Origin of the sequence: Bacillus sp. UNC437CL72CviS29, from assembly GCF_000482345.1 — a bacterium.
GTDB classification, from domain to species: Bacteria; Bacillota; Bacilli; order Bacillales; family Bacillaceae_G; genus Bacillus_A; species Bacillus_A arachidis.
The window spans coordinates 206,038-221,659 of the sequence record NZ_AXVB01000004.1 but is presented as its reverse complement, the minus strand read 5'-3'; the positions used below and the strand labels follow the sequence as shown (position 1 = coordinate 221,659).

Here is a 15,622-nt window from a genome sequence, read left to right as displayed (position 1 = left end):
TTCATTCTATTTTATTTGCTTACTTATATTATCACCTGTATATTTATATGGAAAATATCTATAATGTTACTTATATATATCGAAATCATATATATTATGGAGGGAAACGATGGATATAAGACAATTACGCTACTTTCTTAGCATTGCCGAAGAAGGGCAAATTTCTCGTGCTGCTAAAAAACTTCACATGGCACAACCCCCATTAAGCCAGCAACTCCGTCTTATGGAAGAGGAGATTGGTACTGTACTATTAGAACGAAAAAGAAATGGTAAGACTATGGAACTTACTGAGGCAGGTAAAATTCTATATAAAAAAGCCCAGAATATTTTAAATGTATTTGAGGAATCGATATTAGAAGTAAAAGAAGCTGGCGAAGGAATCAGAGGTTCTCTATCCATTGGTATAGTTGTCTCATGTGTTTCTTATCTGCCTAAAAGAATTCAATATTTCCAAGAAAACTATCCAATGATTACTTTTAAACTGCGGGGAGGAGATCCAGTTGAATTGAGTAAACAGTTGGAGAACCGCAATATCGAACTTGCTATTGTTCGTCTGCCTTTAGAAATGGAAGGTCTTTCTATGATTCCGTTGGGAATAGAACCATTTGTTTTTGTAGTGCCGAAAGATTGGGGAAATTTCCATTCAAAAGAAGCTATTCAAATGAAAGATATTGAAGATGTACCTTTATTACTAGTCCACAGAACGAAGGGAGAAGGGCTATATGAAAGGATTATAGAAGAATGTGAGCGATTCGAATTCCAGCCAAATGTTTTGTGCGAATGCCCAGATATTAATATACTTCTTTCTTTAGTTGAAGCTGGCATTGGAGCAAGTATACTTCCTAAATCTTCAGTATCTGCATTTCGTAATATTGGCATTAGGGTATTGGACATCCAAGATTCTTCTCTTCAATCAGAGATAGCATTAGTTTGGTTTAAACAACGATATCTTTCCAAAGCAGCACGTAGATTTATCGAACTATTTTAGCTAACCCTCACAAGTAAGTTATGAATTCCCACTAAATTACAGTGTATACGGCGTAATCATTTATTTTTGGTATCTATAATAGTAAAAAAACCTTCAATATGCATGATTGGAGGGGTTTTACTGGTTGAAAAGATGACGGTTTTCTAATCAAACACGCGAATTATATAGGTTATGACATTACGAATACAAAAGTTGGTCAAATAACTTTTGCGATATAATGATATCACTGTATAGAGGCTTTAAAATTAGTATTTTTCCTTTAATAACTGAAAAAGTAGAGCGTATTCACTATGCGAGAGTAAAATGTGGAAATCTCTCAATATATAATGAACGTTTTTACAATTTTTTAATTGTAGAAAGACAAAAAAGAACCAATGCATCTAATAAAAGCGTTGGTTCTTTCTTGTGAATAGATAAAGAATGTGCGTTTGCGCGTGTTGAGATTATGACATATGCTACCTATTTGAGATAGGTTCACTAAAAATTTTATCATTCTTTGTTCATTATAAAGGTGGAAAATCTGTTTCTAATAACGAAATTTTCAATGGTTTCGTCGTTTGTTTTCTTCATAGCTTCAAATAATTTAGCGAATACTTTGGAACCAGCCTATTCAAAAACTATTCGTGTGCATATACCCATGAAAACTCAATCTAGAATAACTAACCAGAATAGTATATCTGTTTAGTTATGGAACGAACAATTATACAAAAGAAATCTGTGATATATCGTGCTAAAATAAGACTGAGTATCATGGAGAAAGGACGTTACATTGTGAAAGAAGTAAAGTTTATACATGCGGCAGATTTACATTTGGATAGTCCGTTTAAAGGAATGGAAATGAATGTGTCGTCATCTGTTTGGGAGAGAATGAAGCAAAGTACGTTTCGGTCATTTGAACGTATTATCGATAAAGCAATTCAAGAGCGCGTTGATTTCATGCTGATTGCGGGAGATTTATATGATGCGGAAACGAGAAGTCTTAGAGCGCAAGTGTTTGTGAGAGAGCAAATGAAGCGCCTTTCGCAGTATGACATTCCTGTTTATATCATTCATGGTAACCATGATCATTTAGGAGGAAGCTGGGCGGCAATTGAGTTTCCTGAGAATGTTCATGTGTTTACAGAGCCATATGTAGAAGCGAAGCCGTTTTATAAAGATGGTGAACTGCTTGCATCTATTTATGGGTTTAGTTATTTACAACAAGCTGTCACAGATAATATGACAGCGCAGTATGAAAAAATGAGCGATGCGCCTTTTCATATTGGGATGCTTCACGGAAGTGTGGAAGGTGGCGATGCAGAGCATAATCGCTATGCGCCGTTTCTAATTCGTGAGCTGAAGGAGAAAGGGTTTGATTATTGGGCACTTGGTCATATACATAAACGCGAGATTTTAGCAGAGGAGCCATATATCATTTATCCAGGTAATATACAAGGGCGCCACCGGAAGGAAACGGGAGAAAAGGGAGCGTATCTTGTTGAGATTACAGAGCGAAAGGCGAATTGTTCTTTCTTTAGTACGGCAGATGTAGTTTGGGGAGAAATGGAAATTAGTATCGATGAACTACAGACGGTTGATGACCTTATGACGGCTTGTTCAAAAGCGCTGAACGAATGGCGTAAAGAAGAAGAGAAAGGAACTCTTCTGACAGCTGTGTTTACTGGCCAAGGCCCTCTAGCTTCTTATTTACGTGATGAAAAACGTGTGGAAGAGATTTTTCATATTTTAGCAGCGGGAGAAGAGCGTAGAGATTTTGTATATGTAATGAAGTGGAAGAATGAGACGATTTCATTTGCTGAAACCGAGCGTTTAAAAGAGGAAAATCATTTTGTTGGTAGTGTATTGCAAGAACTAGAATCCTTTACGAATATGGATGCGGTGCTGCGAACGATTTGGACATCTCCTGTCGCGCGTAATGTGATTGAGTCTTTTTCAGAAGAGGAGAAAGCAGAGATTCAAAAGGAAGCGGAAAATATTATATTAGAGCAATTATTCCAGCAAGAGAGGGATAAAAAATGAGAATTGAGAAACTCCATATTTATGGCTATGGGAAATTAGAAAATGTGGAAATGGATCTTTCATTGCTGACGGTGTTGTACGGCGAAAATGAAGCGGGAAAATCGACGATTCGTTCGTTTATGAAGAGTATTTTATTTGGTTTTCCAATGAGAGGGCAAAGACGCTACGAACCGAAAGAAGGCGGGAAGTACGGCGGTAGGGTGACCGTTATGACAGAGCAGTATGGAAGACTCAAAATCGAGCGTCTTCCGAAAACGGCTGCTGGAGAAGTGACGGTTTACTTTGAAGATGGAAAAACAGCTGGTGAAGAAGTACTGCAGACTCTGCTAAGCGGGATGAATGAGAACCTGTTTGATTCTGTCTTTTCGTTTGATATGCATGGTCTCCAAAATATACATCATGTTGGAGAAGCTGAAATCGGAAATTATTTGTTTTCGGCGAGTGCAGTTGGAAGTGATGCGCTCTTGCAGTTAGATAAAAAGTTAGAAAAAGAAATGGAGCAGCGTTTTAAGCCGAATGGCCGTAAGCCGGAGATTAATGTGTCGCTTCAAGAAATAAAGAAACTGCAAGAAAAGCTTGGGGCGTGGCAAGGGAAAATTGGTACGTATGAAAAGCTAATGGGGCAGTTAAAAGAAAGTGAAGGGCGTCTTGCTCACATTCGGGATGAAAAAGAGATGGCAGAGAAACGTAAGCAAGACTATGAAGTGTTGGCCACGCTGCAACCTCTTGTCATTGAAAAACAAGCGTATGAAAAAGCGCTAGAAGAGCAGAAGAATCCGTTTCCAGTTCGAGGTGTAGAACGTTATGAAACGATAAAAGCAAAACTGGAGCCGCTTTTGGTGCAACTTGATTCAATCCAGAAACGGATGGAAATGGTGCAATCGGAATTGGATGGGATAGAAGTACAAGAAGAACTGTTGCAAAAAGATAGTTATGTAGAAGAACTTCGTATGCAGCATATGTCATATGAAAATGCGCGCCAAGAAATGCGCGATATTACAGTAAGCATCGGGAATATGAAAGAAGAGATAGAAGAGCTCGAGCAGCAAATTGGTACTACTTTTGAAAAAGAAAAGGTACTGTCATTTGATACAAGCCTTGCGGCAAAAGAAATGATAACGCAAACGGTGCAAAAGGCGAGAGAGTTAGATAATCGGAAAGAGCAGCTTGATGAGCGCTTTAAAGTGGCGCAGGAGCAATTAGAAGAACAGGAAGAAAACGTAGGGCATATTCGGAAGCAGATGTTATCGGATGAAGAGCGGCAGAACCTTGTAGAAAAAGAAAAGTCGTTTCAAGATACAGTCTTGATAGGTACTGGTGCGGAGCGCATTAAGCGTAAATATGAAGAAAGAATGAAAACCGCGCGGGAAAAGAAAAAGCGTTGGCAGACGATTTGTTTCCTTTTGTTAGCTGTTAATACAGTGATATTGCTGACAAGTGTATTTCTAGATAATCATGCGTTGTTATTTACGAGTGTTATCTTTTTTGTCTTAATTGTACTTGCACTTGTTTTGTATAAAGATAATTCTTCAGATAGCTTACAAGAAGAACTGCTCTCGCTGCAGCAAAGTGCAGGTGGAAGGCAAAATGAAGAGGCACTATCTATTCGTTATCAAGTAGAAAAAGATGAAGAAATACGTAAACTATTTGAGCGAGAGTCTTATAAGTTACAACAAATTGAAAGAACCTATGAAAGAGTGGTTTCTGCATATGAAGAATGGGAGCGAGATACGTTTCATGTGGGAGAGCAAGTCGATACATATAATGAGCGTTATTCGTTCCCAAATTTTTATACATATGCGCATGTATTGCCAGCATTTGAACGTGTGGAAAAGATGCAACAGTTATATCGCGAAGTAGGAAAGATGGCAGAGCGAAAAGAGATATTATATGAAATGATTTCGCAGTTTGAACATAAACTAGAGAACGTTATGAAAAATACAGAATGTGATCATCTTCATATGATTCGTGATCGCATTCAAAAGGAAAAAGAAAAAGGGCAAAAGAAGGAGCAACTTGTAGGAAAGCTTGCTGATTGGAAAGAAGAGCGGGAAGTACTGCAGCACCAAGTAAAACAACTTACAGTAGAACGAGATGCGCTCTTAGAAATGGCAGCAGTTACTAATGAAGAAATGTTTTTAGAGGCTGGTAAGAGAGTAGAAAAGCTTGAAGAGGCAGAGAAGCAAGTAGAGCGGCTATCACCTCAAATTGATATGTTAGAAAAGCGTTTAACAAGCTTATCATTAGTGGAACACTACCAAGTGAAAGGATATGAAGAAAACTTAAATCAAGAAGAACTTCGTATACAAGGCTTCCTTTCAGAAGAGAAGAAATTGACCGAGAGTATTGCGGAGCATCGCGTGGAGATTGCGAATTTAGAAGAAGGTAGTACGTACGGTGATTTATTACATGAATGGGAAATGAAAAAATCGCATGTACGTGAGCAAGTGAAAAAGTGGGCTGCATACGCGACTGCTAAAACGGTGTTAACAAAAACAAAGCAATATTATCATGAAGTACAGCTGCCCCGTATTCTACAAAAGGCCGAGGAGTATTTTGTATACTTAACAGGTGAGAAGTATAGTAAGATTTTTTCGCCATCAGAAAGTGAGCCGTTTATTGTAGAACGAAGTGATGGTATGCGTTTTTATAGTCATGAACTAAGTCAGGCGACAGCGGAGCAACTGTATTTGTCACTAAGATTTGCACTAGCCCGGACGTTTGAACATGATTATCCATTTATTATTGATGATAGCTTTGTACATTTTGATGCAATAAGAACAGAACGAACAATCCAATTAATAAAAGAAATTGCGAAGGATAGACAAGTGATTTTCTTTACATGTCATGCCCATCTATTATCATTCTTTACAGAAAAACAGATTATAAAATTAACACATGAACGTAAAGAAAATAAGGTGTAGTGTGCTATACTAAAAGTACTTAAGTTGGTGGAGGAATCAGGATGAAAAAGAAAATTGCAGAATATGAAGTTGGTGAACAAGTCGATGTCTTTTTGCTAATTAAAACAGCAACAAAAGGTATCGCAAGTAATGGGAAGCCATTTTTAACAGTAATCTTACAAGACCAAAGCGGGGATATTGAAGCGAAGCTATGGGATGTATCACCAGAAGTAGAGAAGCAATATGTAGCCGAAACGATTGTAAAAGTAGCTGGAGATATTCAAAACTATAAAGGGCGCATTCAACTTCGTGTGAAGCAAATCCGCGTTGCAAATGCGAATGAAATAACAGATATCTCAGACTTTGTAGAAAAAGCTCCAGTGAAAAAAGAAGATATGGTAGAAAAGATTACACAGTACATATTTGAAATGAGAAATTCGAACATTCAGCGTCTGACAAGACATTTATTGAATAAACATCAAAATGAATTTTTAGAATATCCAGCAGCAACGAAAAATCATCACGAGTTCGTATCAGGACTTGCGTATCACGTTGTGTCGATGCTTGATTTAGCGAAAGCAATTTCTACGCTATATCCATCTTTAGATAAAGATTTACTATATGCAGGCGTTATTTTACACGACCTTGGTAAAGTCATTGAATTATCTGGTCCGATTTCAACAACATATACACTAGAAGGAAACCTACTAGGTCACATTTCCATCATGGTAAACGAAATTGGAAAAGCCGCAGATGAACTGAAAATTGAAGGCGAAGAAGTACTAATTCTTCAACATATCGTCTTATCTCATCACGGAAAAGCCGAATGGGGTAGCCCAAAACCACCATTAGTAAAAGAAGCAGAAATCCTGCATTACATCGATAATTTAGATGCGAAGATGAACATGATGGATCGTGCCCTTGGCCGCACGAAACCAGGTGAATACACAGAGCGTGTCTTTGCCCTTGATAATCGTTCGTTTTATAAACCTACTTTTCACAACTAAATAGTACTTATGAGGCAAGTGATTTTAGCAAACTTCTAACATTGCTTGCCTACAATTTGCCCACGAGATTTTAAAAACTCGTGGGCAAATTGGTTTACGGCTGTTTCCTCTATCATATCTTTCGAGAGGACTCCCACCTGTATGACATTGTTGAGAAAAAGCTGTGTAAAAAGTCAGGGTGTCCTGCCTCATAGAAAAATACATCTACAGAAAATCCTACTGTCATTTTTTGTTAGTCCTTTTTTACCTTGTTTGAAAGTGCTAGTTGGTAAGGTACTTTAATAGTCTACGTTTATCCAAATAATATCTAGAAAGAAAGCATAGCTCCTCTGTCATCAAAGATAGAATCAGGATTCCATGCTACTTCCCAAAGGTTGTTTTCTGGATCGGCAAAATAAGCCGTTCTTCCTCCCCAAAAAGCATCGCTTGGTTCCCTTAAAATTTTTCCGCCTACATTTCGAATTTCCTCAATTGTTGTATCAACTTGTTCAGGCTTATCTATATTGATAGCAAACGTTACACCACGAAAGCTGTTTACATCTTGAGTAATGGAAACACCAGCATCTCTTGCTAATTCCTCAATAGGAAATATTGAAAGAATAACACCTGCCGTTTTAAATGCCGCATAAGTATCTGAACTGATTTCTGTCTCTTCCCACCCTAGACTTTTATAAAATGCCCGAAGAACAGGTAAGTTAAAAGCACCAATTGTTATTAGACTTACTCTTTGTAGTACCATCCGTATATGACCTCCATAATTTTATATCTTTATAAATTCAATATAAGATTTAAATACCCTTTCTTTCACTCAATTCGTAATTGTATTGGTAAAAATCTGAAAATTATTTCTCAACTTATGTAGAAAAGAAATTATATAAAATTTGTGGAAAAATGTTAATATTTAGATAATTACAGAAAGAAATGAGGGGAGAAATTCTATGAGTGCACATGTAGTAACGAAAGAACAGATTAAGCATTCATTAGACGCTTGGTATCAATCGATGCTGAAGCAGCAAGTGGAGAAAGCGACAGAATTGAAAGAAGAAATTGATGAGAAGATTGTTAATGCCGAAGAAGATCAAAATCTATTGTTATATTATTCTTTACTAGATTTTAGATATAAGGTGTTAACTGATAGTTTAAGCATTACAAAAAATAGTTTTGATGTAATTGAATCATGTAACACAGCTTCTGACGAGGTTCTTTCGTATTACTATCACTTTTTCAAAGCGATACATGCCACATTAACAACGAACTATAATGAGGCTAGTGAATATTATGAGAAAGCTGAGAAATTGTTGAAGCATGTGCCTGATGAGTTAGAACGTGCAGAATTCTATTATCGTATTTCTGCATTTTTTTACTATAAAACGCAGCCAATGAATACTATAAAATATGTTAACAAAGCTAAAGAAATTTTCTTAAAGCACACAGGATATGAAAAGAGTATTGCTTTATCTGAAAACCTTTTAGGATTAACTGCTATCCAAATAGGACAATATGAACAAGCTGAGGAATTCTTGAGTTCCGCAATAGATATTTTACAAAAACAAGATAATGAAACTTTGCTTTTGAGGGTGCGTCATAACTTGGGGTGGTTATATGCAAGTCAAAATCTTTCTATATTAGCTATTCGACACCTTTCAGAAGTAACCGGAAAAATGCCGACACATTTTAAAGCGATTTTTCTACAAGCTAGAGAACATCATAAACTAGGTGAAATAAATATTGCTGAGGAATTACTTACAAATGGGTTAAACATTTGTACTGAATTGAATAATGAAGAATATATACATCACTTTACTATTTTAAAAGCACTAAATAATAATGTTCCAACAGAAGAATTAGAAAAGATTATTCTTGAAGGAATTAATTATTTCGACAAAGAATCACTATATAATTACACTCAAGAATATACAGAAAAACTAGCAGTTAAATTTTACGGTGAAAACAATCATGTAAAAGCAAGTGAGTACTTCTACACAGCATTACAGGCAAAAGAAAAAACGTTTGAGAAAGGGGCATTAAAATAATGTTTAAAAAAATTCGTGTGGTGGTAACAGGTTTAGCGTTAGTTGGTATCGTGTCTGTTGGTTTAAATAGTTCATTTACACAGCAAGCTAATCATGGGGATGTACCGGCACCTGCAAACCCTGACTTAGCATACAATGTTGGAGCACCTGATAATAGTCACGCAGACTGCCCAGCACCAAAAGAAATTTAATTGAATTTCCAGCAAAAACAGAAGAACGTTTACCCTCACTAATAGGCGTTCTTCTTTTATTTGTTTTCTTCATCGTCTATACCATCTAAGTTTGGGCCATATTCATAGATATCTTGCCTCAAACGAAAATCCGCAACTGAAAATGGATACATAAACCGATTAAAAAACACCCTATCTTATCCAGCATTAACGGACAGTAAGCCCCCCATCTCAAAGTTCAGTGAAAGTAAAGAAGTTAGGTAGGGGCTTAAGTCCGCCGCTGATTAAGGTTTCACTTTATAAAGCTTATACAATAAACTCAAGGTATTCCGGGAAATCTATCTGATTCATATTTTCCATACCACCATTTTCTCTTACGTGAACATATATTTTGTGAATACATTTATACAACAAGGAAATATGTTTTTTTGGCATATCATCTAGACAAACAAATGCTTCATTAGGGTTAGTTTCATTCTTTAAAACTTTAAAATTCCATCTACTATAAAGATCTGGATATAACATACAAGATTCAGTATTTGGACCAAAACTGTAAATTACATTTTCTTTATCCTCATACTCTTTCATTATTGCAATCAGTGGATATCTTCCCATTGTTTTAAACACTCCTTATTTCTTTGTTAAGGGGGATTGAAGGTATCACACGTTCTCTTAATCTCTGAACCTCAGTATCTAGAGCGGGTGTATTCAGCTTATAACCAACGCTTTTCAGTATGTTTTCAATTTCTAAAATCAAGTTTTTCCACATATAAAAAACTCTTTTTTTAATCTATTTTAGGATAGATAGTATCTTTTGGCATCGGTCAATTTATCTCCAGCGCCATGCGATCGTTGTATCTTCTATGTAAATAGCCGGTATATCGATCCCTAAATATTTACCTTCATTTTCATCTAAAATAGACCAATTACTTTCCGCCAAAAATTCTGAATCTGCGACTTCAAAATCGAATTCATTGTCTTCATCAACCATCCCGTGAAAATATTCATGAAATGGCTTACTATTTTCATTTAAGTGAATCGTCCCATACATCCACGGTGTGTCTGTGGATACTTCTGTAATATCACCTAATTCAATATCCTTAAAGTATAGTTTCATATGAACACCTACTTATCCTTGAAATAAAAAGGCACTTATTATCATGAGAGTTCCATTCAAATAACACGATTGATATTGTGAATCTTTCAATCATCAATTCTCCTCATATTCATAAACGAATAGGCCGTTAATTAGTGTTTCAAAATCAGGAGCTAATTCTAAAGTGAAAATATCTTCTTCCCATTCTAAATCGATGTATAGGATTGGTGGATTTTCTTTTGTGTGTCTATAATCCAGCGCAATCCACCAATGTCCGTCTCCACATAAAAGCAGAATATCTTTTGGTAATTCCCACTCTTCAATGTAATAAGCGCTTGATAGAATTCCTTTTTCTCCAATCCCATTTATGTAGTTAACGCTAACATGGTCTTCTGCCCAACCTGTTGGAACAGAAGTAGGATAAGCATCATAAATTAAATACCCTCCGTTTTGTATTTTACATAAGTCAATATATGATTTCGGTAACTTTACGCCTAGCTTATTTTCAGCGGAAACAACCATTTCATCTGTTAAATCTTCTAGTTTTTTACTAGATGTATCCCAAATGTTTCTCATTTAAATTTCTCCTTTTATTCAAATAAGTTTTTTATTTTATTATAAATAATTCATTCCCTTTTTTACAAAAAATCACAGACATAGATTTATAGTGATTCCAAATAGCTGTTTTCTTCCGCTATTTACGTATATAAAATCCCCGCTTCAAAATTCAGCAAAAGAAAAGAAGTAAGGTGAAGGATGAAGAAAACCCTACTGATTAAAGATTCCCTTTATTAAAATGAGGATGTATGTCTTGCCCTAATTTCACTAGAGGGGTAAGTTAGTTAAAGAGGGATAAACGTTTTCATTTAAAATAAGGAGGAGTCTGTACCCTATGAATTATTTTATTATAGGCGATGTCCATGGGTGTTATTATACATTTAAGAATTTGCTCAATAAATATTGGGATAAAGAGAATGAAATGGTTTTCCAATTAGGTGATTTAATTGATAGAGGAAAAAACTCACCTCAAATGGCCCAATTTGCAATACAATTAAGTGCTGATTTTCCTAGTCAAGTCAAATTTTTAAAGGGGAATCATGAGTTTGAAATAATTAGTCATTTTGATAATCCACCGAATAACAATTGGCTAAGACAGTGTGGGGAAGAGACACTGAATCAATACAGAAAAATGAATAGAGATTATATGAATGATGTTAGATGGTTTAGAAATCTTCCGCTATATTGGGAAAATGAACACCTGTTTCTAAGTCACGCAGGAATTTCCAAACAATCAGAAAATCCATTCATAGAGGAAGATGAGTATGGCGTTTTATGGAATCGCAGTCCGTTAAAGAATATTAATAAATTGCAAATTATAGGACACACACCTTGCGAAAATCCGCATTATGACATTGAAAGTAATACATGGAATATAGATACAGGTGCTGCTTATTTAGGGTATTTGACAGGTGTGAAAATTAAACCTAATGGAGAAATATTAGAATTTATTAGGGAAGATACAGACGTAAGAGATAAATAGAATCATTTCAAGCTTTTAGTAGAGTAAAAGGAATATAAATTTCTCTGAAAAGAATTGACTTACTTTTTATTTGTAACTAAAATAATTACAGGTGAGTTGAATAGTATAAAGGTAATCAAGAAATATTCCAATGCATTCCTATTTAGAGAGAAAGCATATTTTTTTACTATAGTTGTAACCTGATTTGTTACAACTATAGTGGCTATAAAATACGTACAAAATGTAAAAGCTTATTTTAAGTGTATTCGTTCTTGATTCACAGCAATAGAAAGGAGACAGTTAACTTGAAACAATTAAAGTTCTATATAATTAGTGGTCTTGCACTTGTATTATTAGTGGTTTGTAACGTTGTGGAAAAGCCTACAGCGAAGGTACAGGAAGTAAAGGATACAATGGTAACAAGACTGAACACAGAAGAAAAGATGGCGGAAATTGATGGACAAACGATATATTTTAAACAAATTGGTGAAGGAAACTCGCCGCTGCTTATGCTTCATGGCTTTGGTGGTTCTTCTGATGGATTTGGTGATATTTATCCAGGATTAGCGAAAGATCATACGATCATTGCGGTTGATATTTTAGGATTTGGTCGTTCTTCTAAGCCGGTGGATTTTCAGTATTCATTTCCAGCACAAGCAAATTTATATTATAAGTTAATGAAAAAATTAGGCTACGATAAGTTCGCTGTTCTCGGTCATTCCATGGGAGGAGAGATTTCTCTTAATTTGACGTATTTATATCCTGAAGCGATTACGCACCTTATTTTAGCGGACTCGACAGGAATAGAATCCTTCCAGCAAAAAGAAGGTTTTCAAAAGCCGAATTTATCGGTTGATGTAAATACGGTATCTACCATTACGGATTATGATAAAAATGCGGTGAAAAATAGAAGAGATGATAAAGAGCATTATAGTGAATTGACGAAAATGAGAGAGCGCCGCATTGCGATGGATGCGAATGAAATCAAGGTGCCAACCTTAATTATTTGGGGCAGAAATGATAAAAGTGTTTCATGGAAAAATGGTGAAACTTATCATCAACTATTGAAAAATAGTACATTCCATATGATTGAAAAAGGGTATCATGCTCCGTTTCGTCAAGAGCCGGAAGAGTTTATGAAATATGTCCAAGCTTTTTTTGAAAAGCATGCTGTATCTACCAATAGAATTTTTTAATTATAAACCCGTTTCTTCTTTCTTAAGAAGATGATTCGAACGAAGGTTCTGCTATTTAGGGCAGAACCTTTTTGTTTTGCTGTCTTATGTGTTTCATCCTGCATAAAAAAATATTTCTCAACATTTTATTTGTTGAAAAATATTGAATATTCGTCATAATACGAATATTATATTGTTATTGGCAAAAAAAACAGATAATTTGCAAACATGGGGAGGAAGTACATTGAAAAACAATGGGAAGAGAAAACCTTTATCAGTATTAGCAACAGCGGCAGTATTAAGCAGTACTTTTGCATTTGGGGGGCAATCTGCATATGCTGAAACGCCATCATCATCTCTACCAATCGATGAACATTTAATACCAGAGGAACGTTTAGCAGAAGCGTTAAAAGAACGAGGCGTTATTGATAAATCTGCATCACAAGCTGAGACATCAAAGGCTGTTGAAAAGTATGTTGAGAAAAAGAAAGGGGAAAACCCTGGGAAAGAGATTGTTCCTGGAGATAGTTTGACGCAAGAAGCATCTGATTTTATGAAAAAAGTAAAAGATGCAAAGATGCAAGAAAAGGAACAAGCAGATAAACCGGCTGAAGGAACAGTAGCTGGACAAGCATCTGGATTTACCCCTGGTAAGTTAAATGGAAAAGTTCCGACTGCACCAGCGAAGCAAGAAGGATATAACGGTGCTGTTCGAACAGATAAAGTGCTTGTTTTACTCGCGGAGTTTAGTGATTTTAAACATAATAATATTGATCAAGCGCCAGGATATATGTATTCTAAAGACTTTGATCGTGAGCATTATCAAAAAATGTTATTTGGTGATGAGCCATTTACGTTATTTGATGGATCGAAGATTAACACATTTAAACAATATTATGAAGAACAATCTGGTGGTAGCTACACAGTTGATGGAACTGTAACGGAATGGCTAACTGTTCCAGGGAAAGCTTCCGATTACGGTTCAGATGCTGGTACTGGTCATGATAATAAAGGACCTTTAGGACCACGTGACTTTGTGAAGGAAGCATTAAAAGCAGCAGTAGCAAAAGGAATTAACTTGGCTGATTTTGACCAATTTGATCAGTACGATCAAGATGGTGACGGAAATAAAAATGAGCCAGACGGCATTATTGATCATTTAATGGTTGTTCATGCGGGTGTAGGACAAGAAGCTGGCGGCGGTAAATTGAAAGATGATGCAATTTGGTCTCACCGTTCAAAACTTGGATCAAAACCATATGCAATTGATGGCACACAAGCTTCTGTTCCGAATTGGGGCGGAAAGATGGCTGCATACGATTATACAATCGAACCTGAAGATGGAGCGGTTGGTGTGTTTGCGCATGAGTACGGTCATGATTTAGGTTTACCAGATGAGTATGACACAAAGTATACAGGACAAGGTGAACCTGTTGAGTCATGGTCTATTATGAGCGGAGGCAGCTGGGCTGGAAAAATTGCAGGAACAGAGCCAACGAGCTTGTCACCACAAAATAAAGAGTTTTTCCAAAAGAATATGGGCGGAAACTGGGCGAATATTTTAGAAGTAGATTACGATAAACTTCGCAACGGCATTGGCGCTGCAACATATATCGATCAAAGTGTTACAAAGTCAAAACGACCAGGAATTGTTCGTGTTAACTTACCGGACAAAAATATTAAAAATATTGAAGCGGCATTTGGTAAGAAGTTTTATTACAGTACAAAAGGAAATGACATGCATACAACACTTGAGACACCAGTATTTGATTTAACAAATGCAGCGAATGCTAAGTTTGATTATAAGGCATTCTATGAGCTTGAAGCGAAGTATGATTTCCTTGACGTGTACGCTATTGCAGAAGATGGAACGAAGACACGTATTGATAGAATGGGAGAAAATGATGTAAAAGGCGGTATGGATACAACTGATGGTAAGTGGGTTGATAAATCATACGATTTAAGCCAATTCAAAGGGAAAAAAGTAAAACTACAGTTTGAATATTTAACAGATATCGCAGTAGCTTATAAAGGATTTGCGTTAGATAATCCAGCGTTAACTGTAGATGGCAAAGTTGTTTTCTCTGATGATGCTGAAGGTCAACCAGCAATGACGTTAAAAGGATTTACTGTATCTGATGGATTTGAACAGAAAAAACATAACTACTATGTAGAGTGGAGAAATTATGCTGGTTCTGACCAAGCATTAAAATATGCGCGTGGTCCAGTATTTAATACAGGAATGGTTGTATGGTACGCAGATCAAAGCTTTACAGATAACTGGGTAGGCGTTCATCCAGGTGAAGGATTCCTAGGTGTAGTAGATTCTCATCCAGAGGCAATCGTAGGTACATTAAATGGACAACCGACTGTGAAGAGCAGTACGCGTTATCAAATTGCCGATGCGGCATTCTCATTTGATCAAACGCCAGCATGGAGAGTAGATTCACCAACTCGCGGAATCTTTGACTATAAAGGATTACCAGGCGTTGCGAAATTTGATGATTCTAAGCAGTACATCAACAGTATCATTCCAGATGCAGGACGTAAATTACCGAAACTAGGCTTAAAGTTTGAAGTAGTAGGCCAAGCTGAAGACAAGTCTGCAGGTGCAGTTTGGATTCATCGATAGAATAAGATAAAACTAGAAGCAGTACTCTTAAGGGGTACTGCTTTTATGATGTGAAAAAGAATGTATGGAAAAGAGTCATA

Annotated in this window: 13 protein-coding genes and 2 pseudogenes; 9 read left to right on the top strand and 6 right to left on the bottom strand. The window is 36.2% G+C overall.

The window, feature by feature from the left end; genetic code table 11:
* Positions 1-109: 109 nt before the first annotated feature.
* The 4 genes from M014_RS0104175 to yhaM all read left to right on the top strand — a co-directional run bounded on the left by M014_RS0104175 (position 110) and on the right by yhaM (position 6,917).
* Entirely contained in the window at positions 110-988 is an 879-nt protein-coding gene (locus M014_RS0104175; RefSeq protein WP_026590596.1) for a LysR family transcriptional regulator, read from the top strand.
* A gap of 771 nt (positions 989-1,759) precedes the next feature.
* Positions 1,760-3,007: a metallophosphoesterase family protein gene (locus M014_RS0104170; protein WP_026590595.1), complete on the top strand. Its 1,248-nt coding sequence runs from the start codon at positions 1,760-1,762 to the stop codon at positions 3,005-3,007.
* Positions 3,004-5,931, top strand: a complete 2,928-nt coding sequence (locus tag M014_RS0104165) for an ATP-binding protein (RefSeq protein ID WP_026590594.1) — start codon at positions 3,004-3,006, stop codon at positions 5,929-5,931. Before M014_RS0104170 ends, M014_RS0104165 begins: the two co-directional genes overlap by 4 nt.
* Before the next feature lie 41 nt (positions 5,932-5,972).
* Positions 5,973-6,917, top strand: a complete 945-nt coding sequence (gene yhaM / locus M014_RS0104160; RefSeq protein WP_026590593.1) for a 3'-5' exoribonuclease YhaM — start codon at positions 5,973-5,975, stop codon at positions 6,915-6,917.
* A gap of 307 nt (positions 6,918-7,224) precedes the next feature.
* Here the strand turns inward: yhaM and M014_RS0104155 are convergent, their stop codons facing one another.
* Complete coding sequence (locus M014_RS0104155; RefSeq protein WP_026590592.1) at positions 7,225-7,656, bottom strand: VOC family protein; 432 nt, start codon at positions 7,654-7,656, stop codon at positions 7,225-7,227.
* A gap of 199 nt (positions 7,657-7,855) precedes the next feature.
* Between M014_RS0104155 and M014_RS0104150 the strand changes: the two genes are divergently transcribed.
* The gene (locus M014_RS0104150) at positions 7,856-8,950 is read left to right on the top strand and encodes a Rap family tetratricopeptide repeat protein (RefSeq protein WP_026590591.1); all 1,095 of its coding nucleotides are present in this window, start codon (positions 7,856-7,858) and stop codon (positions 8,948-8,950) included.
* Positions 8,950-9,141, top strand: a complete 192-nt coding sequence (locus M014_RS0104145; protein ID WP_026590590.1) for a Phr family secreted Rap phosphatase inhibitor — start codon at positions 8,950-8,952, stop codon at positions 9,139-9,141. Before M014_RS0104150 ends, M014_RS0104145 begins: the two co-directional genes overlap by 1 nt.
* Positions 9,142-9,197: 56 nt before the next feature.
* Here the strand turns inward: M014_RS0104145 and M014_RS29085 are convergent.
* The 5 genes and pseudogenes from M014_RS29085 to M014_RS0104120 form a co-directional block, all read right to left on the bottom strand.
* Positions 9,198-9,314: pseudogene (locus M014_RS29085) on the bottom strand (SMI1/KNR4 family protein); the annotation flags it as partial.
* A gap of 112 nt (positions 9,315-9,426) precedes the next feature.
* Positions 9,427-9,735, bottom strand: a complete 309-nt coding sequence (locus M014_RS0104135; RefSeq protein WP_026590589.1) for a hypothetical protein — start codon at positions 9,733-9,735, stop codon at positions 9,427-9,429.
* Between the two features lie 52 nt (positions 9,736-9,787).
* Positions 9,788-9,889: pseudogene (locus M014_RS27825) on the bottom strand (YrhA family protein); the annotation flags it as partial.
* Positions 9,890-9,949: 60 nt separating this feature from the next.
* Complete coding sequence (locus M014_RS0104125) at positions 9,950-10,237, bottom strand: hypothetical protein (protein ID WP_026590588.1); 288 nt, start codon at positions 10,235-10,237, stop codon at positions 9,950-9,952.
* Between the two features lie 93 nt (positions 10,238-10,330).
* Positions 10,331-10,792, bottom strand: coding sequence for an SMI1/KNR4 family protein (locus tag M014_RS0104120; RefSeq protein ID WP_026590587.1), 462 nt, complete (start codon positions 10,790-10,792; stop codon positions 10,331-10,333).
* 316 nt (positions 10,793-11,108) lie between these two features.
* Between M014_RS0104120 and M014_RS0104115 the strand changes: the two genes are divergently transcribed.
* From M014_RS0104115 to M014_RS0104105, 3 genes are all read left to right on the top strand, one after another.
* The gene (locus M014_RS0104115) at positions 11,109-11,756 is read left to right on the top strand and encodes a metallophosphoesterase family protein (RefSeq protein ID WP_026590586.1); all 648 of its coding nucleotides are present in this window, start codon (positions 11,109-11,111) and stop codon (positions 11,754-11,756) included.
* Positions 11,757-12,040: 284 nt separating this feature from the next.
* Entirely contained in the window at positions 12,041-12,931 is an 891-nt protein-coding gene (locus M014_RS0104110; protein WP_026590585.1) for an alpha/beta fold hydrolase, read from the top strand.
* A gap of 223 nt (positions 12,932-13,154) precedes the next feature.
* The gene (locus M014_RS0104105) at positions 13,155-15,542 is read left to right on the top strand and encodes an immune inhibitor A domain-containing protein (protein ID WP_026590584.1); all 2,388 of its coding nucleotides are present in this window, start codon (positions 13,155-13,157) and stop codon (positions 15,540-15,542) included.
* Positions 15,543-15,622: the final 80 nt, after the last annotated feature.

Bases quoted from the DNA above. Each gene is read 5' to 3' on its own strand.
- M014_RS0104175 (WP_026590596.1), top strand. From the start codon at position 110: ATGGATATAAGACAATTACGCTACTTTCTTAGCATTGCCGAAGAAGGG.
- M014_RS0104165 (WP_026590594.1), top strand. From the start codon at position 3,004: ATGAGAATTGAGAAACTCCATATTTATGGCTATGGGAAATTAGAAAAT.
- yhaM (WP_026590593.1), top strand. From the start codon at position 5,973: ATGAAAAAGAAAATTGCAGAATATGAAGTTGGTGAACAAGTCGATGTC.
- M014_RS0104155 (WP_026590592.1), bottom strand. From the start codon at position 7,656: ATGGTACTACAAAGAGTAAGTCTAATAACAATTGGTGCTTTTAACTTA.
- M014_RS0104150 (WP_026590591.1), top strand. From the start codon at position 7,856: ATGAGTGCACATGTAGTAACGAAAGAACAGATTAAGCATTCATTAGAC.
- M014_RS0104145 (WP_026590590.1), top strand. From the start codon at position 8,950: ATGTTTAAAAAAATTCGTGTGGTGGTAACAGGTTTAGCGTTAGTTGGT.
- M014_RS0104135 (WP_026590589.1), bottom strand. From the start codon at position 9,735: ATGGGAAGATATCCACTGATTGCAATAATGAAAGAGTATGAGGATAAA.
- M014_RS0104125 (WP_026590588.1), bottom strand. From the start codon at position 10,237: ATGAAACTATACTTTAAGGATATTGAATTAGGTGATATTACAGAAGTA.
- M014_RS0104120 (WP_026590587.1), bottom strand. From the start codon at position 10,792: ATGAGAAACATTTGGGATACATCTAGTAAAAAACTAGAAGATTTAACA.
- M014_RS0104115 (WP_026590586.1), top strand. From the start codon at position 11,109: ATGAATTATTTTATTATAGGCGATGTCCATGGGTGTTATTATACATTT.